The sequence below is a fragment of the Bordetella genomosp. 11 genome (genome assembly GCF_002261215.1).
Lineage (GTDB): Bacteria > Pseudomonadota > Gammaproteobacteria > Burkholderiales > Burkholderiaceae_B > Bordetella_C.
Window position 1 is genome coordinate 4,214,487 of sequence record NZ_NEVS01000004.1, and the last position, 17,850, is coordinate 4,232,336.

The window sequence follows — 17,850 nt, forward strand, 5'->3', positions numbered from 1 at the left end:
TCAAGCGGCGGGAACGGCCTGCTGGAAGGTAAAACTGTCCGCGTAGATATGCTCCATGCTGGCGCCCAGCGTGGCGAAGACGGCCTTGGCCTCGACGATCATATCCGGAGATCCGCACAGATAGATCGCGTGTTCGGACAGGTCCTCGTAGTCCTGCGCGACCGCATCCTGTACGTGTCCGCGCCGTCCCTGCCAGGACGCATCGGCCCGCGACAGCACCGGCACGAACTCGAACTCGTACAGCCGGTCCTTCCAGCTTTCGATGACATCGCGCATATATAGGTCTGCCTCGGTGCGCATGCCCCAGTACAGTTTGACCGGCGGACAATCCGGATCGTCCAGCAGCGATTCCAGGATAGCCTTGATGGGCGCCAGCCCGGTGCCGGTCGCGACCATCAGCAAGGGGCGGTAGTCCTCGGCGTGATAGCAGAAGGTACCGAGCGGCGCCTCGATATGCAGCGGCGTACCGGGCGCCGCCTGTCCCAGCACGGCATCCGTAAAGCGGCCGCCCGGTATGCGCCGGATATGGAGTTCGATCTCCGTCCCGCCGGCGCGCGGCGGTGACGCCATGGAAAAGCTGCGTGCGCTGCCGTCGGGCAGCAGGATGTTCATGTACTGCCCCGGCTGGTAATCGGGCAGGCTTCCCTGCGGCAACGTCAGCACGAGATGCAGCACGTCCTCGCAAGGCCGGTGGATACGGGCCAGGGATGCGGTGGCCCGGACGGGATCGGGCAGTACCGGCCCGCGCGCCGGTATGGACAGGACCAGGTCCGATACGGGCCTGGCCTGGCAGGCCAGCGCATATCCCTGCGCATGCTCGGCTTCGCTCAAGGCGAGCGGGAATTCCTCGTAGGCGACGCTGCCCTCGACTATCCTGACACGGCACGTGCCGCAGCCGCCGAAGGTGCATTCGTGCGGCAACGCCACGCCGGCGCGCGAGGCCGCATCCAGGATGGATGCGCCATCGTCCACCGTGAACGTGTGCGCGGGTTCGAGCAGGATGACGCGATGGCCCATGGCTGACTCCGGCGGGTTATTTCTTGATGTCGGCGGCGACCAGCACCTTCATGCCTTTGTCCGCCAGCAGATCGGCAAGCGCCTGCAATGCGGCCAGGCCGGCCGCGGTATCCTGCTCGCCATTGCCGCCGCTCAAGCCCACGCCGCCGATCACTTCGTCGTTCACGACGATGGGGAACCCGCCGACAAACACGGCGAACTTGCCGTCGAAGCTCCACTGGATGCCGAAGGCTTCGTTGCCGGGCAGTGCCGGCCCGTTGGGCGGCGTATTGAACAGGTGCGTGGAACGCTTATGGCCGGCGGCGGTGAAGGCCTTGTTCCAGGCGATCTGCGGCCCGGTAATGCGGGCGCCGTCCATGCGTTCCATGGCGATGGGATAGCCGCCATCGTCGGCAATGCACACCGTTTCCAGCACGCCGATTTCGCGCGACTTCGCGATCGCGGCCGCGATCATCGCGCGCGCTTCTTCCAACTCCAGCCTGTATACCTGTTTCATGTCTCGATCCTGCCTGTATGTCGTTCGATGATGAATGACGCCCGCGCCGCTTCAGCCCGCGCGATAGACCGTCTTGATCTGGGTGTAGAACTCCAGCCCCACCCTGCCCGACTCCCGGAAGGTGGATGTGCTGGATCGCTTCAATCCGCCGAATGGGGCGTTGATCAGGTTGCCGGTAGTGGTGCGGTTGATCTTGACGGTGCCGGCCTGGATATCCTTGGCGAATCGATGCGCGTGTGTGGCATTGCTGGTCGCGATGGCGGCCGACAGCCCGTATTCCGTATCGTTGGCCTGGGCAATGGCATCTTCGTAGCCGTCCACCTCGATGATCGCGATCACCGGCCCGAAGATTTCCTCGCGGGCGATGCGCATCTGCTGGGTAACGTCGGTGAACACCGCGGGAGACACGTAATAGCCCTTGGCCAGCGGCCCATCCTGCAGGCGGTCGCCGCCGTACAGATGCGTGGCCTCGCTTTTGCCCACGGCAATGTAGGAAAGCACGTTGTCCAGCTGCCGCGCGGTGGCCAGCGGCCCGAGGTCGCAGCCCGGCTCCAGCCCGTTGCCTATCTTCATCGCCTTGACCTTTGCCAGCAGCTTCTCGGTATAGGCGGCCTTGACCTTTCGATCGACCAGCACGCGGCTGGTGCCGGTGCAGGCCTGGCCCGTCAGCGAGAATCCGCCCTTGATCGTCAGGTCGACCGCCTTGTCCAGGTCGGCATCGGCCAGCACGATCAGGGGGTTCTTGCCGCCCAGCTCCATCTGCGTGCGCGTGGTGATGCCGACCGACCGGTGGATGTGCTCCCCGGCGGCGGTCGACCCCGTGAAAGAGATCGCCTTGACCTGCGGCGCCTGGGTAATGGCGGCCCCTACCGCCGACGCGGACCCGGTCAGGAAGTTCAGCACGCCGTCGGGAATACCGGCCTCGACGAAGGCTTCCGTCAGGCGGTAACCGCTGAGCGGCGCGTCCGACGACGGCTTGAAGACCACGGTATTGCCCATGATCAGGGCGGGAGCGATCTTGCGCGCCGGAATGGAAACGGGAAAGTTCCACGGTGAAATCACCGTCACCACGCCGAGCGGCTCAAGCTGGCTGTAGACGACCATATCCGGATCGTCATTGGGGAAAGTCTCGCCGGTAAAGGATTGCCCTTCCGCCGCGTAGAAGCGCAGCGTCTGGGCCGAACGCAGGATTTCGTCGCGGCTCAGGCCGATCGCCTTGCCTTCCTCGCGCGTCAGCTCTTCGGCGAACTGCGCCACATGCGCTTCCAGGTAATCCGCCGCCCGGTATAGCACCTGCGCCCGCTTGGAGATCGGCGTCGCGCGCCACTGCGCGAAGGCGGACTGGGCCGCCGCCACGGCGGCCTGCGCATCGTCCGGGCCGGATGCCTGGAAGTTACCCACAATGTCGTCGGTATTGGCGGGATTGATATTGGGTACGGTCTTGCCGCTGGCGCACGGCGACCATTTGCCGGCGATGTAGTTGGTGAACTCGCGATTTTTCAGGTCTTCCACGGACGGCGCCTTTGGATGTGAGAGGGACGGCCGGCCTGGCCATGCAGGCATCGGGGCATATTGAACATTGTATACTGTAATCCGCTGAGCGACGACGCGCGCGACTAGGGGAATACACGGGGTCCCATGCAAAAGAGCCCCTCGCGGGAGGGGCTCTTCCGAAGCGCGGCAGGACGCTTATTGCCAGATCAGGATCGCGCAGATCGTCGATATGAACAGCGCCAGCACGACGGGCAGCAATAGCGCGCGCACCATCTCCAGCACATGCACCCGGGCAAAGCCCGCCACGGCGATAAGGGACGACCACGCGATCAACGTCCCGCCGCCCGTCCATACGGCACCCATCTGGCCGACGGCCGCCAGCGTGGCCGGGTCGATACCCACTACCGGCCCCAGGGCGCCGGACAAGGTCCCGGTCAGCGGCAGGCCGGCGAAACCCGAACCGTCGATGCCGGTCACCATGCCGACGATCAGCACGCCGAAGGCCACCAGGAAGTGATTCGAGGGAATAAATTGCTGCGCGGAAGCGATGATCTCGAACAGCAGCCCGGGGGCGTGGGCGCCGTCCACGCCCAGGATCTGGGCCGCCGTGTCGTGCGCGCCGATAAAGAAGAAGCCGGCGATCGGAAGCACCGAACCCATGGCCTTGAAGGCGAATACGAAGCCGTCGGTGATGTGGTCCGGACATACGTCCAGCATGCGGCGCGGTCCCTCCGCCGCGAGAGTGACCAGCATCATCAGCGCCAGCGCCACGCCACCGACCAGCGCCGCGGCATCGCCGCCGCGCAGCGCGGGCAAGCCCGGCAACATCCGCGGCAGCACCATGACGGCGATCACGCCAAGGAAAGCCAGCGGCGTGATGACCGCGAAGGCGCGCGACCACTTGATGCGGCGCGCCTCCTCCGGCGTGGCGGCTACGCGCGGAGGCGCGCCCGGCGGCTTCTCGTAGCTGGTGCCGCGCGCGAGTTCCGCCTTGTCGAAGCTGCCCTCGGCTTCGATTGTCGCCAGCGTGCCATCCTGCGCCCGGGCCTGCCAGGCGTCCAGCAACGCGGGGCTGCCAGGGACGATATGGCGGCGGATCATGAAGTACGCGACCAGCAGCGCGATCCCGCCGGTAATCAGCGACAGTACGAGCGCGCGGTCCGCCACGGTGGCCGCGCTGACCGCCGCGCCGGCGGCCTTGGCGCTGATGCCGGGCGCCACGCCGATCACATAATCCGAGGACAGTGCCATGCCCTGCCCCGCGATCGCAATGGCCATGGCCCCGGCCAGGGGCGGCAGGCCGGCGGCGATGGCGGCCGGCAGCAGGATGGCCGAGACCAGCGGCACGGCCGGCGTGGGCCAGAAGAACAGCGAGATCACGTAGGTACAGGCGGCGATGATGAAGTACGAAAGGTGCCCCCCGCGCATCACCCGCCGCATGGGTTGCACCATGCGCACGTCGGCCTGGATGGATTTCAGCGCGTTGAGAAGCGCCGTCATGAAGGTAATGACGAGGAAGATATTGAACAGCTCTTTCGCCGCGACGAAGCTGGCCGAGAAAATACCGATCAGCGCGCTGATCGGATTTCCGGTGATGGCCAGGACCACCAGGAAGGTGCCGATGACGGATGGCACCACCACATTGGCGCGCAGGATCATCGTAAGAATGATTGCCGCCACGCTGAGCAAATACACCCAATGCGAGGCATTGAGGATCACGTCCGTATGCATCACCAAATCCCCTTGCTGCCGTCCCGGCAGTTCATTGTTGAGATAAACGGTATACTATATGGCATCTTGGACGCCGCCAACGGCAATATCGAGGGCCTAGGGAATACGATAGGCCGGCTGCGGCGATCTGACGGCCGCCTTAAGCCGGTTGACGCGTGCGCCAGTCGAATACCGTATACCTTTGCAGGGTCTGTACAGAATGCTGTCTGCCGACCGCCGCCAGGGGGAGTAATACAATGACACCGGAGATAAACGTTCCCGATCACAACGCCGCCATGTCCACGCCCAACCATCCGTCACCGGCATCCCATGCACCTCCCGCGCCGACGGCGCGAACGCTGAAGATAGGCGAGCAGCACCCGCAGCTGTTCGCGGTCGTACGCGACAAGCTGCGCGAGCGCATACTCAGCGGCGAGTTCACGCCGGGCGATCGCCTGGTCGAAGGACGCCTGTCCGATGAAATGGGGGTCTCGCGCATCCCAGTACGCGAGGCGTTGCGCGCCCTGGCTTCCGAAGGCCTGGTCACCATCGAACCGCGGCGCGGCGCGTCGGTTTCGGTGCTATCCGACGATGTGGCCCATGACATGATCGAGGTACGCGCGACGCTGGAAGGCCTGAACGCCAAGCTGGCGGCGCAACGCCGCGACCAGGCCACGGTGGGACGCCTGCAAGCCTTCCTGGCCGAGGGCAACACGGCCGCGCGCACCGACAGCCTGGAACGCTTCCTCGCGCTGAACTCGGAATTCCACGAAATGCTCGCGACCATCGCGGGCAATGTCGTGCTGACCGACCTGATGCGTTCGCTGCGCGACCGCACCGCCTTGCTGTTCGCCCCCAGCAACATGCGCCGCGCCAGGCAGAACTGGGACGAGCACGCGCAAATCCTGAACGCGGTCATCGCCGGCAATGGCGACCTGGCCGCGTTGCTCGCCAGCCAACACGTCCACAACGCGGCCAAGGCCTACGTCGAGGCGCAACAGCAGAAGTCCGCGGCCGGCTAGGACCGGCATCGTCATGTCCGGGATCGTCGGCCAGGGCCGGCACGCCCGACGCCCGCGATCGGCCATGCCGCCCCTACGACGCCGCCGCACGTAGCGGCCGCACGTAGCTACCGCCCGCGGCACGATCAAGGCGTGCTGTCGCTCCGGCTTGCCCACGACACCTTGATGTCGCCGTTGACGAAGGTCTGGCACGCCATGCGGTAGCCTTTCTCGAAGTCTTCCGGCTTCAGGTGCCGGCGCTCCTTGGGTTTGACCGCGTCCGTATTTTCCAGCCCTTCTTCGATCAGGCATTTGCACGTGCCGCAAAGCCCGCCGCCGCACTTGAAGGGAATGCCGCCCTTTTCCTTGAGCGATACGCGCAGCAGGTTGCTATTGGGCGGGGCGGAAACCACTTTGCCGCCATTGGTAAGAAACGTGATTTCGACCATGATGAAACAGGAATGAAGCGGCGATGAATTGCCGGAATAAGGAATGACCGCTCAACGCCTGACCAGCGTGGCGTCCAGGGTGCCGAAGTCCGCCAGCTCGCGGATGGCGCGGCGGGCATCCTCCACGGTGGCGAATTGCTCCATGACGCGGGCCGGCACCATATTGACGATATGCGGCGGGGCTTCCTCGACGATGCGCACCCGGGCACCCGGCGCCACGCGGGCGACCTGGAAAATGGCCTTCGTCCTGCCATAGAACACGTAGTCGTAGATCTCCACGACCTCCACGTCCGCGGAGGCCTCGCTGCGATACTGTCCGGGCTTGCTGGTCAGCACCACGTAGCCGCTGGCGCGCGCCGCCTTTTCCATCATGCTTCGTCGTCGTCCTGGGCCAGCTCGATGTCGGCGGTCAGCCAGAGCTGGCAAGCCAGCCGGTACCCCTGGTCGATGCGGTCGCCCAGCTGCTTTTTCTCTTTCCAGTTGACCGGAGGCAGATGCTCGCCGCCCGCGAGCACCCGGCAGGCGCACTTGGCGCATTTCCCCATGCCGCACTCATAGCGCAGATGCGGATAGGGAAAGCGCTTGATGCCCGCCCGCACGACCAGATTGGCATTGTCCTGGACGACGTCCGTGTAGGTCTGGCCGCCTTTGTGGAACACGACTGTGGGCATGGCAAACGCGGCTCAGGCGGCCATCTTCAGTTCGGGCAGCGGGATGTCCTTCTGCACGTAATCCGTATACAGCGCCGTGGTGTACAGCAAACGCATCTGCGCGCCGATCTCGCAGATTTTCAGGCAGCGCTGTTGCAGCTCCGGCGTATTGGCGTGTTCCAGCACGATCTGGTAACCACGTTCGCCGTGGATTTCATCGGAGACGATATGCAGGTCGAAGAATTCCACTTCCTCGTCCGTGAAACCGTATTTCTCGCGCAGGGTCGGCGTTTGCTTGCGGTAAATGGAAGGCACCTGGGATTCCAGGCCGACGACCAGCCCGGCGACCGCCACGATCGGGTCTTCGCGCATGGCCACCGCGTAGCACCAGCTTTGAAGCGCCCGGGTGGTCGGCGACATATTGTCGGGATTGGTCACCCGTTCGCGCGTGGTGCCGCAAGCCTCGGCAAAGCGGATCAACAAGTCCGTATGGCGGTCGCCCCCGATTTCCTCTTCGTACATATTGGCCAACAGGAAGTCCTTGGCCTCGGTGTACGTGTCGGGCGTGCGCGCATACAGGTATCCCAGGTAGTCCGCGAACGGCCCGACATAGTGGTAGTGGTTTTCAGCCCAGCGGCACAGATGCTCGCGGCTCAGTTTCCCGGTGGCCCAGGCGATGCTGAAAGGGGAAGCGTTCGCGCTCTTGCCTTTGATGGCGTTCTCCAGCGCGGTGCGAAATTCGTCTCTGTTCATGAGTTCGGCCATGGCGGGCTCCTGATGCACGTTGGGGGGGTATGCGCCTTCCGGCTTGAATAGCGGCGCCTTTTGCACATTGTATACCGTTTAGGTGTTCTGTCTTCTAGGGTTAACGCCTAGCCGCCAGGAACTCCACTTTTCCGGACTCTGCCGCCCGTAGAGATAGCCGCCGGCACCGCAGGTGTGCACGCCAAGGTTTGAATACTGCATACCACACCGGGCCCAAAGAGCCCCGGAAGGAGGGGTGAAACGTTGAACTTGGCCTGCAGATCGAGCTATAATTTTTCTGTCTATTAAGCAATCAGTATTTACCATGAGCATACCGACCTCTTCCCACCCTGACGCGCCTCTCCAGGCCTATCTGGCCACTCCCGTAGGGGAGCAGATGCGCGTCCACCTGGATCGTCGGGCGGCGGTTCGCCGCGCGGTTCCCCTCCTTCCGCGGCGCTGGGCCGAACTGCTGGCCCTATGGCGCCGCCCGGCCGGCACCAGGACACTGCCGGCCGCTCGCCCCCGGGCCCGCGGCGAGCGCCTGGCATCCCAGACGAAATAAAGAAAGACGCAACAAAAAGCGGCAGCCGCGGCAACGGATGTCGCCCGTTCGGCGACATCCCTGGCGGCATGGCGCTTGCTCCTTGCCTGGTTCCAACAACCGGCAAGGAGATCCACATGAAGCTACGCCGTATCACCCCCGCCCTGACGCTGGCCGCAATGCTCGCCGCGGGTGGCGCGTATGCGCAATCGTCGGCGCCCACCACGCCGTCCACCACGCCCAACGATTCCACGGCGACGCCGCCCAACAACCCCAAGGTCCCGCCCGGCACGGCATCGCCGCCGGTGAATTCGACCGCCACGCCGCAGTCCAATACGGGCAAGGGCACGACGACCCACAAGAAGGAAATGCGGCACGACCGTTCCCATACCACCACCAAGAGCAACGGCACGCACAAGGGGTCGGGCACGATGGGAACCGATAGCTCGACTTCGGGTTCTCCCCAGCCGTCCAAGTCGGTCCCGGCCACCGGCTCCGGCAAGTAATACAGTCCTCCCGGCCGGCGCACGCCGGCCGGCGTTTCATCATTCTGCGACCGCCCGGAGCGCGCCGTCCGGCGAACCCGCCATCGGCGGTGCCTGCTTCGCGCATGGAGAAACGATCATGGGGACGTTCGCCCACAAGACCCGCGCGCGGGTCGAAGACGACGTGGTCGTCTTTTTCCTTTCTCTTAATGGAGAGGAACGCCAGTTCGAGATTTCCGGAGACGCCCTGCGCGAGAATTTCGGCGCGGAAGATAACTCCGGCAGCGCGCTATTGCGCGCATTCGAACGCGGCTGCGACAAAATCCAGGCCGTGGCCGAAGCCGCCTTCAACACGCCGACCGACGGCGTGACCACCCTGGGCACGGGCGACTTCGACGCCTGACGCCGTCCGTCACCCCCGCGGGTGCCCCCTGCCCGACGGCGGCGGCACCCGCGGCGGGCGAGCGGCGGCAATGCGATCCGCTTTCAACGTCATGGACTGCCCGCCGGATTCGCATAAACCGGCGGGCCAGCATGCATTAATGCGCGTCGATTATGAACAATATGCAGCCGCGCACATGCCGCGTTCGCAAAAAATTATTTCAGCTTTGACAGGGAGCCGGCCCAATCGACAGGGACATTGTGCAAAAATCGCGCTGTCACATCGCATTCCCGCCCCACCCTTGGAGCCAGAGGCAATCCCACGTGTTTGCGCATTCTTCCCGCCGGCTGACCGGCGCACTGTCCGCACTTTGCGTGTCAATGGCCGCCTTTGTCGGCATGGGCATCAGCCAATCCGCCCAGGCTTTCTCGTTTTTCGATGTCATGAAGCAGGCCCGCGACCTGGCGGACCAAAGCTACAAGGCGCCGGAACCCAATCTGCCGGATTCCCTGCAGGAATTGAAATTCGCGGGCTACCAGCAGGTGCGGTTCAAGAATGACCATCTGCACTGGGGTAACGCGGGCACGAAATTCACGCTGAGCTTCTATCATGAAGGCATGCATTTCAATACACCGGTCCGCATCAACGAAATCGATGCCTCCGGCGTGCATGAAATCAAATTCAATCCGGACGATTTCGATTACGGCAATTTGAAGCTCGACGCGGCGGCCCTGAAGAATCTGGGTTTCGCCGGTTTCCGGGTGCTGTATCCGGTCAATAGCAAGGACAAAAAAGACGACGAGCTGGCTTCCTTTCTGGGCGCCAGTTATTTTCGGGTGATCGGCAAGGGCCAGGTGTATGGCCTGTCGGCGCGCGGCCTGGCGATCGACACCGCCCTGCCGTCCGGCGAGGAATTCCCCCGTTTCCGTGAATACTGGATCGCGCGGCCGGCGCCCGAGGACACCACGCTGACGATCTATGCCTTGCTGGATTCGCCGCGCGCCACCGGTGCCTATCGCTTTGTCGTGAAGCCCGGCGACGACGGTACCGTCGTCGATGTGAAAGCCCGCATTTTCCTGCGCGACCAGGTCGGCCGCCTGGGCATCGCCCCGTTGACCAGCATGTTCCTTTATGGCTCCAACCAGCCATCGCCGGTGGTGAACTACCGGCCGGAAATGCACGACTCGGACGGCCTGGCCATACATACCGGCAATGACGAATGGCTGTGGCGGCCATTGGTCAATCCCCGCCGCCTGGCCGTCAGCGCATTCAGCGCGGAAAACCCCCGCGGCTTCGGGCTGCTGCAGCGCGGCCGCGAGTTCAGCCGCTACGAAGACCTGGACGATCGCTACGAAAAGCGGCCCAGCCTGTGGATCGAACCGCAGGGCGATTGGGGCAAGGGCAGCGTCCAGCTCGTGGAAATCCCCACAAAAGATGAAACCAACGACAACATCGTGGCGTTCTGGGTGCCGGAGAAACAGCCGGCCAAGGGAGAACCGCTGGATGCCGATTACCGCATGACGTGGACCTTGAACGAAAGCAAGGCGCACACCACCCCGCTGGCGTGGGTCATGCAAACGCGCCGTTCGCGCGAGGAAGTGAAAGGCCCGGATCTTATCCGCCGCGCCGACGGCAGCATCGCGTACATCATCGATTTCGTCGGTCCGTCCTTGAAGTCGCTGCCGGCGGATGCCACCATCACCGCGGACACCTGGGTCGACGGCAACGGCCAGATCATCGAAAACAGTGTGCGCCCCAACCCGGTGACGGGCGGACGGCGCCTGACGCTGCGCGTGAACGTGAAAGATCCCACCAAGCCGGTGGAAATGCGGGCTTTCCTGACCAATGGGCAAGCGCCTTTGTCGGAAACCTGGACTTATCGCATCCCGAATGAACCTGAAGCCAAATAACAGCCTGCCCGGCAACGACGCGGTGGAAGATTATCTCGACCGCCTGGCGCTGCCTCCCGAAGCGCGGGGGGCGGCCGCCGCTCGCGCGGCGGAAGCGGCAGGCGAAGGCCGGTCCGCCCTGGACGCCGTGCACCGCTCGCTGGCGGACAGGGGCGCACCCGGCGGCGACCCGGTATTGGCCTCCGGCCTGCAGCGGCTGCGCGCCGCCGAAGGCGGGGATCCGGACATCGACGGCATGGCCCGGCAAACGCCGGACTCGGGCGTTTGCCTGCCGTCGGCCCCGCCGTTGCGGCGCACGCCGATGTCACCGGAACCCTGGGTGCCCAATCCCCTGGTCCGTTTCTGGCGCCGCCTGCGCGGCCAGGGGCCGCACCTGTCGGACGACTACATGGCCACCGCGCCGCGCATGGACCCGCGCTGGCGCCAGGCCGGCAGCCGGCGCCGCATGTGCCTGCTGCTCCTGGTGATCCTGCAGACGGTCGTCGCGACGTACTACATGAAAGGCGTGCTGCCCTACCAGGGCAAGCAGGTACTGGAAGTCGGCATCCTGTTTCTCTTTGCGCTGCTGTTCGGCTGGGTATCGGCCGGCTTCTGGACGGCGATGATGGGATTCCTGCAACTGCTGATCGGCCGCGACCGCTACAGTATCTCGGCGCGCGGCACGGAGGACGCTCCCATCGACCGGTCGGCCCGCACGGCGATCGTGATGCCGATCTGCAATGAAGACGTATCGCGGGTCTTCGCCGGCCTGCGTGCCACCTACGAATCGCTCGCCCAGACCGATGTGCTGGATCGCTTCGACATTTTCGTACTGAGCGACAGCTACAAGGCCGACATCTGCGTGGCGGAACAGCGCGCCTGGGTGGATCTATGCAAAGCGGTCAAGGGATTCGGCCGGATCTTCTATCGCCGCCGGCGCCGCCGCGTCAAGCGCAAGAGCGGCAACATCGACGACTTCTGCCGCCGCTGGGGCGGTAATTACCGCTACATGATCGTGCTGGACGCGGACAGCGTCATGAGCGGCGAATGCCTGAAGCGGCTGGTGCAGTTGATGGAAGCCAGCCCCGATGCGGGCATCATCCAGAGCGCGCCGCAGGCCAGCGGCATGGACAGCCTGTACGCACGCATCCAGCAATTCGCGACGCGGGTGTACGGGCCTTTGTTCACGGCCGGCATGCACTATTGGCAGCTGGGCGAATCGCATTACTGGGGCCACAACGCCATCATCCGGCTGGCGCCCTTCATGCGCCACTGCGTATTGGCGCCCCTGCCCGGCAAGGGGGCCTTCGCGGGCGCCATCCTGTCGCACGACTTCGTCGAAGCGGCACTGATGCGCCGCGCCGGCTGGGGGGTATGGATCGCCTACGACCTGCCCGGCAGCTATGAGGAACTGCCACCCAATCTGCTGGAGGAACTGCAGCGCGATCAGCGGTGGTGCCACGGCAACCTGATGAACTTCCGGCTGTTCTTCATCCAGGGCTTCCATCCGGTGCATCGCGCGGTGTTCCTGACGGGCGTGATGTCGTATTTGTCCGCGCCCCTGTGGTTCCTGTTCCTGCTGCTGTCCACCGCGCTGCTTGCGGTGCATACGCTGACCGAACCGCAGTACTTCGTCGAGCCCCGCCAGCTGTTTCCGATTTGGCCGCAGTGGCATCCGGACAAGGCGATCGCATTGTTTTCCACGACAGCCGTGCTGCTGTTCCTGCCCAAGGTGCTGGGCGTGCTTCTGGTATGGGCGCGCGGCGCGCGGCTGTTCGGTGGCCGCCGGAAAGCCCTGTCGAGCATGCTGATGGAAGTGCTGTTCTCCATGTTGCTGGCGCCGGTGCGCATGCTGTTCCACACGCGCTTCGTGGTGGCGGCTTTCCTGGGCCTGTCGGCGAAGTGGATTTCACCTGCCCGCGACAACGACCAGACGACATGGGGCGACGCATTCAAGCGGCACGGTTCGCAGACCTTGCTGGGCCTGTGCTGGGCCGCACTGGTGGCGTGGCTGAACCCGGTCTTCCTGCTATGGATGGCGCCCATCCTGGCCGCCCTGCTGCTGATCATCCCGCTCTCGGTCTATTCCAGCCGGGTGGACCTGGGCCGGCGCGCCTATCTGTCGCGGTTGTTCCGCATACCGGAGGAAACCCAGCCGCCGACGGAACTGCAGGCGACCCGGCGCTATACCGCGCAGAACCGCAACGTGGCGCATACCCCGGACTTCGAAGACGCGGTGGTGGACCCGGGGGTCAATGCCCTGGCCTGCGCCATGGCCACCGGGCGCCACAAGCCCAACCCGCTGAACGAAGCGCAGCGCCGGGAACAAGTGGACCGCGTCATGGAATACGGCGTGGACGCGCTTTCGGAACCGCAGAAAATCAAGCTGTTGGACGACCCCGTGGTGCTGAGCCGGGTGCACGGGGCGATGTGGCGCAGCCGCGAGGACCACGCCTTGCAACTGCGCCAGCGCACCGCCCCGCGCGAGGAACCGCCGGAACCGCTCGTTACAGCGGAAACGGCGGCCGTGCTTTGAACGGTTGGCTTACAAGGTCCGTATCGGCGCGCCCGCTGCCCAGGCCTTGATAGCCTCCAGCACGTTCTCGTAGAACGTGCGGAAGTTGTCGGCGCTGACGTAGCCCAGATGCGGGGTCAGCACCACATTGTCCAGCTTGCGGACGGGATCGTCCGCGGGCAGCGGCTCGATGGGATAGACATCCAGGCCCGCCCCACCGATACGCCGGTTGCGCAACGCATCCATGAGCGCGTCGTGGTCCACCAGCCCCGCCCGTGAGGTATTCACCAGGAAGGCCGTCGATTTCATGGCCGCGATACTGGCCGCGTCCACGACCTGCCGTGTCGACGCCGACAGGATCAAGTGAATGCTGACGACGTCGGAGGTCGCGAACAGTTCCTGCTTGTCGACGTACCGGGCGCCGCCCTGTTCAGCGCGCTCCGGCGTCAGGTTGGGGCTCCATGCGACGATATCCATGTCGAAGGCCCGCCCCACCCTGGCCAGGGCGCTACCCAGCTTGCCCAGGCCGACCACCCCCAGGCGCTTGCCCTTCAGCGGAACCGGCATGCTGGTCTGCCACAGGCCCTTGCGCATATTGGCGTCTTCCGTGCACACGTTCTTGAACAGCGCCAGGATCAATGCCCAGCTCAGTTCGGCGGTGGCATTCAGGCCGTTGTCCGAACCCGGCGCGCCGCACACCACGATGCCGCGCGCCTTGCACGCGGCCAGGTCCACCGAATTGTTGCGCAGCCCGGTGGTCACCAGCAGGCGCAGGTTCGGCAGGGCGTTGACGAGCTCGGCCGGGAACGGCGTGCGCTCGCGCATGATGACAATGACATCGAAGGGCTGCAGCGTGGATACGCGCTGGGGGCCTTCGGGCAGATACTCGCGAAACACCTGTACGCTGGCCTGCGGCCCCAGCGAGGCCCAGTCGGCGTAATCCTTGGCCACGCCATGGTAGTCGTCAAGAATGGCGATCTTCAATGCCTTCTCCTGGTGGGATGGTAGGGTTGCGAGGCAGCGTGCCCGTTCAGCCGCCCTTCTGCGTAGGTTTATTCAGGTGCGCCAGCAGCTCCTCGCGCGGCAAGGCGCCGCTGACGCGGCTGCCATCGCGGAAGAACAGCGTCGGCGTTCCGCGCACCATCAAGCGCTGGCCCAGGGCCAGGACCTGTTCTATCGGCGCGCTGCAATTGCCGCTGGCCGGCGCGGGCATCTTGCCGCGCACCATCCAGTCGTCCCATGCCTGGCCGGGATGCGGCGCGCACCAGATATCGCGCGCCTTGACGCGCGAATCGGGCGCCAGAATGGGGTAGATGAAGGTATAGACGGTCAGGTTGGGGACGTCTTCGAGCGTCTGGCGCAGCTGCTTGCAGTAGCCGCAGTTGGGATCCTCGAAGACCGCCAGCACGCGTGAACCGTCGCCCGTGACCCGCTTGACGGCCAGGTTCAGCGGCAATTGGTCGAACGACACCGCGCCGATCTGCTCCTGCCGTTCGCGCGTAACGTCCTGGCGGGTCGCCGCGTCGATCAGGGGACCTTCCATGACCCAGCCCACGTTCGAATCGGTGTAGATCAGATCCATGCCGACCTGCACTTCGAACAAACCGTAGGGCGTGCGGCGCACGGCGGTCACGGCCAGGTCCGGAAAGCGTTGGTGGAACAGCGCCGCGACCTGCTCGGTGTCGCCCGCATTGCCCTGTCCGGAAGCCGTGCTGATCACTTTCTCGCCGGGGTTGGGCCCGGCGGTGCTCGTCACCTTGGCCGAGGGGCCGGCGCCGGAAGTACTGGTTACCGTTTCGCCGGGGACGGGCTGGCCGGCCGACTGGGTGGAAATGACCTTGTCCGCGGCATGGGCGGATACCGCTACCGCGGCGGCGACACCGACGGCCGAAAGCCAGGCGCGGAAATTCATTTGAGACTCCTTGATGCTCGATACAGTCCAGCCCCTGAACGGCGGCCGGACGCTGGCTTGGACCTCGGCATGGCCGGCGGGTTCATCCGCCGGAAGCTTGCTCGATCAACAGCCTTTTGAAAAGAGGTATTGCCTCGACCCAGCGCATGCCCGCATTCCGCGCCCAGGCCGCGGGGGCGGAACGGCTGGCGAACAGGCGGTGCAGCCCGTCCGTGGCCAGCCGCATGGCCAGGACCGGTTCGGCGCGGGCGCGCTGGTAGCGCCGCAGGACACGGGGGTCTCCCGGGCTGCGGTACGGTTCCCGCCGCGCGACGATTGTAGCCAGCGTTTCGGCGTCGCCCAGCCCCAGATTCAGGCCCTGTCCCGCCAATGGATGCACGCGGTGGGCCGCGTCGCCGGCCAGGGCCACGCCGGGCGCGGCCATCTGGGCATGCTCGAGGAAAAGCGGAAAGCCGTGCAGCGCAATATTCATGCGCAGATCGCCCAACCGCCCCTGCGTCACCGCGGCAAGATGCGCGCGCACGGCATCCGCCTGGGCGTCGGACGGCAGCGCCTGCACCGCCCGGGCGCGCGCCGCGGGCGCCGACCACACCATGGAAACCTGCGGCCCCCGTGCCGTGTCCGGCAGGGGCAGCAGCGCCAACACGCCCTCGTCGTGGAACCATTGCATCGCCGTGCCATGGTGCGGCAGCGACGCATCCAGATGCGTCACCAGGCCCACGGCGTCATAGGGCCGGGAATGTTGCACCAGTCCGGCCGCCGAGCGCAGCGGCGACGCCGCGCCATCCGCGCCGATGGCCAGCTCGGTCCGCAACTGGGCGCCGTTTTCCGTAAGCACGGCGCCATGCTGGTACCCGACGCACCGGTCCGGAATCCAGGGGATGCCCGAGAGGCGGACGGCCTGGGCCAGCACGCGCTCGACTTCAGCGGCCTCGACGATCCAGGCCAGATGCGGCTTGGCCGCCTGCCAGGCGTTCAACGTTACCGTCCCGTCGGCATCGCCATGCACTTCCATCGCGTCGACAGGGGCGATGCGCGCGGCCGGCAGGGCATCCCAGATGCCCAGGCCGGCAAGAAAGCGCTGGCTGGCCGGCGACAGCGCATACACACGCGGCTGGTAATGTTCGGCCGGCGCCGGCGGCACCGTGGCGACGGGCGCCAGCACGGTCACCGGCTGCTTCTGGCGCGCCAGCGCCAGGGCGGTCGCCAGGCCCACGATGCCGGCGCCGCAAACGAGTATTCCCTGGCTCATCGCGCGCTGGGCTCCCCGGCCTGCTTCGGCCACAAAATCCACATCTGGCCGCGCTGCTTCATGCGCCCGGCCATTTGTCCGGCGGCGTCGCCATAGCCCCAATAGAAATCGGCGCGGGCGGCTCCCCGGATAGCGGTCCCGGTATCCTGCGCGAACACCAGCCTATCCAGCGGGCGGTCCGTCCCCGGCCAGGTCGTTCCCAGGAATACCGGCGTGCCCAGCGGCACGAAGGACGTATCCACCGCGATGGACCGGCGCGCCGTCAGGCTCAGCCCGTACGCCCCGCGCGGCCCGGCTTCGGGGTCGGTAACGGGTTCTTCCTTGAAGAAGACCACCGCCGGATTGGCGTTCAGCATTTCGCGCACCCGCTGGGGGTTGCGCTGCGCCCAGGCGCGGATATTCTGCATCGATGCCTGGTCGGAGGACAGCTGGCCTTTGTCGACCAGCCAGCGGCCGATGGAAACGTAAGGCTGGCCGTTGTGATCGGCATAGGCGACGCGTATGGTCTTGCCGGCGTCGGGACCGCCAGTCAGCAGCACGCGGCCCGAACCCTGTACCTGCAGGAAGAAGTTGTCGACCGGATCGTCCACATAGACCAGCACCGGCGGGCGGCGGGCGGGGTTGCTTTCCAGCTCTGCGCGGGTGTCATAGGGGACGACGCGCTTGCCCTCCAGTTTGCCTCTTACCCGTTTGCCGGCCAATTCGGGATAGATCGCGCCCAGGTCGATGGTGAGGAGATCCTTGGGCGGCATATACAGGGGCCATTGATCCAGCCCGCCCTGCACGCGCGACCCGCGCACCAGCGGCTCGTAATAGCCGGTGACCATATTGGAAGCAGGTTTGCCGTCGGCGGCCAGCAGACGCCAGGGCTGCAGGTAGGTTTGCAAAAAGCGGCGCACGCTTTCGGGGTCGGTCGCAACGGGACGCCGCGCGGGGTCGATGGCGGCGGCGCAGACGGGTTGCCAGGCGCGCGGGGTGGCGCGCGCCGGCAAGGTCAGGTTGCCGGAGGTCGGCCGCATCAGCCCCTTGCAGTTGAGCAGGAATACCTGCCAGAACTGCGCCAGGTCGTCGTCGCGCCAGGCCGGGATCTCGCTGTAGTTCACACGCTGGAAGCGGCCCGCAAGGGGGCGGGTCGGCGTATCGGGCAAGGCGGCAAGCGCGGGCACGACCAGGGGGGCCTCCGCGCCGGGCGCAACCGTGGCGGCGCCGGGCGTGCCGGCGGCCTGCTCGGCGGGGATCTGGTTTTCGACGGTCGAGCAACCGGCCAGGGCGCCGGCAAGCAGCAGGAGCGGAGCCAGTCGGGACAATGA

Annotated in this window: 17 protein-coding genes; 5 read left to right on the forward strand and 12 right to left on the reverse strand. The window is 65.6% G+C overall.

Going from position 1 to position 17,850, the window contains the following annotated elements; all coding sequences use genetic code 11:
- From CAL28_RS26520 to CAL28_RS26535, 4 genes are all read right to left on the reverse strand, one after another.
- Nucleotides 1-1,017: a 2Fe-2S iron-sulfur cluster-binding protein gene (locus CAL28_RS26520; RefSeq protein ID WP_094844086.1), complete on the reverse strand. Its 1,017-nt coding sequence runs from the start codon at nt 1,015-1,017 to the stop codon at nt 1-3.
- 16 nt (nt 1,018-1,033) lie between these two features.
- Nucleotides 1,034-1,513 carry a GlcG/HbpS family heme-binding protein gene (locus tag CAL28_RS26525; RefSeq protein ID WP_094844087.1) on the reverse strand — a complete coding sequence of 160 codons (480 nt, stop codon included), beginning with the start codon at nt 1,511-1,513 and terminating at the stop codon, nt 1,034-1,036.
- A 51-nt stretch (nt 1,514-1,564) separates the two neighbouring features.
- Nucleotides 1,565-3,025: an aldehyde dehydrogenase family protein gene (locus CAL28_RS26530; RefSeq protein ID WP_094844088.1), complete on the reverse strand. Its 1,461-nt coding sequence runs from the start codon at nt 3,023-3,025 to the stop codon at nt 1,565-1,567.
- A gap of 177 nt (nt 3,026-3,202) precedes the next feature.
- Nucleotides 3,203-4,738: a hypothetical protein gene (locus tag CAL28_RS26535; protein ID WP_094844089.1), complete on the reverse strand. Its 1,536-nt coding sequence runs from the start codon at nt 4,736-4,738 to the stop codon at nt 3,203-3,205.
- A gap of 236 nt (nt 4,739-4,974) precedes the next feature.
- Between CAL28_RS26535 and CAL28_RS26540 the strand changes: the two genes are divergently transcribed.
- Complete coding sequence (locus CAL28_RS26540) at nt 4,975-5,739, forward strand: GntR family transcriptional regulator (RefSeq protein WP_094844090.1); 765 nt, start codon at nt 4,975-4,977, stop codon at nt 5,737-5,739.
- Nucleotides 5,740-5,864: 125 nt separating this feature from the next.
- On the opposite strand, the gene CAL28_RS26545 is transcribed toward CAL28_RS26540, so the two are convergent.
- From CAL28_RS26545 to CAL28_RS26560, 4 genes are read right to left on the reverse strand one after another with little or no spacing between them, the layout of a single operon-like run.
- A complete protein-coding gene (locus CAL28_RS26545; RefSeq protein ID WP_094844091.1) occupies nt 5,865-6,167 on the reverse strand; it encodes a 2Fe-2S iron-sulfur cluster-binding protein in 303 nt (100 codons plus the stop codon).
- Between the two features lie 51 nt (nt 6,168-6,218).
- On the reverse strand, nt 6,219-6,539 hold the full coding sequence (locus CAL28_RS26550; RefSeq protein WP_254926243.1) for a ferredoxin: 321 nt from the start codon (nt 6,537-6,539) through the stop codon (nt 6,219-6,221).
- Entirely contained in the window at nt 6,536-6,838 is a 303-nt protein-coding gene (locus tag CAL28_RS26555) for a 2Fe-2S iron-sulfur cluster-binding protein (RefSeq protein WP_094844093.1), read from the reverse strand. Before CAL28_RS26555 ends, CAL28_RS26550 begins: the two co-directional genes overlap by 4 nt.
- Before the next feature lie 12 nt (nt 6,839-6,850).
- Entirely contained in the window at nt 6,851-7,582 is a 732-nt protein-coding gene (locus CAL28_RS26560) for a TenA family transcriptional regulator (RefSeq protein WP_094844094.1), read from the reverse strand.
- Between the two features lie 660 nt (nt 7,583-8,242).
- Between CAL28_RS26560 and CAL28_RS29645 the strand changes: the two genes are divergently transcribed.
- The 4 genes from CAL28_RS29645 (at nt 8,243) to mdoH (ending at nt 13,397) form a co-directional block, all read left to right on the forward strand.
- Nucleotides 8,243-8,611, forward strand: a complete 369-nt coding sequence (locus tag CAL28_RS29645; RefSeq protein WP_141218251.1) for a hypothetical protein — start codon at nt 8,243-8,245, stop codon at nt 8,609-8,611.
- Nucleotides 8,612-8,729: 118 nt separating this feature from the next.
- Entirely contained in the window at nt 8,730-8,993 is a 264-nt protein-coding gene (locus tag CAL28_RS26570) for a DUF1488 family protein (protein ID WP_094844095.1), read from the forward strand.
- 359 nt (nt 8,994-9,352) lie between these two features.
- Nucleotides 9,353-10,882, forward strand: coding sequence for a glucan biosynthesis protein G (locus tag CAL28_RS26575; RefSeq protein ID WP_094844096.1), 1,530 nt, complete (start codon nt 9,353-9,355; stop codon nt 10,880-10,882).
- Nucleotides 10,863-13,397: a glucans biosynthesis glucosyltransferase MdoH gene (mdoH, locus tag CAL28_RS26580; RefSeq protein WP_094844097.1), complete on the forward strand. Its 2,535-nt coding sequence runs from the start codon at nt 10,863-10,865 to the stop codon at nt 13,395-13,397. Before CAL28_RS26575 ends, mdoH begins: the two co-directional genes overlap by 20 nt.
- 9 nt (nt 13,398-13,406) lie before the next feature.
- Here the strand turns inward: mdoH and CAL28_RS26585 are convergent, their stop codons facing one another.
- The 4 genes from CAL28_RS26585 to mltA form a co-directional block, all read right to left on the reverse strand.
- Nucleotides 13,407-14,360 carry a D-2-hydroxyacid dehydrogenase family protein gene (locus CAL28_RS26585; protein ID WP_094844098.1) on the reverse strand — a complete coding sequence of 318 codons (954 nt, stop codon included), beginning with the start codon at nt 14,358-14,360 and terminating at the stop codon, nt 13,407-13,409.
- Between the two features lie 46 nt (nt 14,361-14,406).
- On the reverse strand, nt 14,407-15,288 hold the full coding sequence (locus tag CAL28_RS26590) for a DsbC family protein (RefSeq protein WP_094844099.1): 882 nt from the start codon (nt 15,286-15,288) through the stop codon (nt 14,407-14,409).
- Between the two features lie 82 nt (nt 15,289-15,370).
- On the reverse strand, nt 15,371-16,540 hold the full coding sequence (locus CAL28_RS26595) for a UbiH/UbiF family hydroxylase (protein ID WP_094844100.1): 1,170 nt from the start codon (nt 16,538-16,540) through the stop codon (nt 15,371-15,373).
- Nucleotides 16,537-17,847, reverse strand: coding sequence for a murein transglycosylase A (gene mltA / locus CAL28_RS26600; RefSeq protein WP_176464114.1), 1,311 nt, complete (start codon nt 17,845-17,847; stop codon nt 16,537-16,539). The genes CAL28_RS26595 and mltA overlap by 4 nt, the downstream gene beginning before the upstream one ends.
- Between the last annotated feature and the right edge of the window lie 3 nt (nt 17,848-17,850).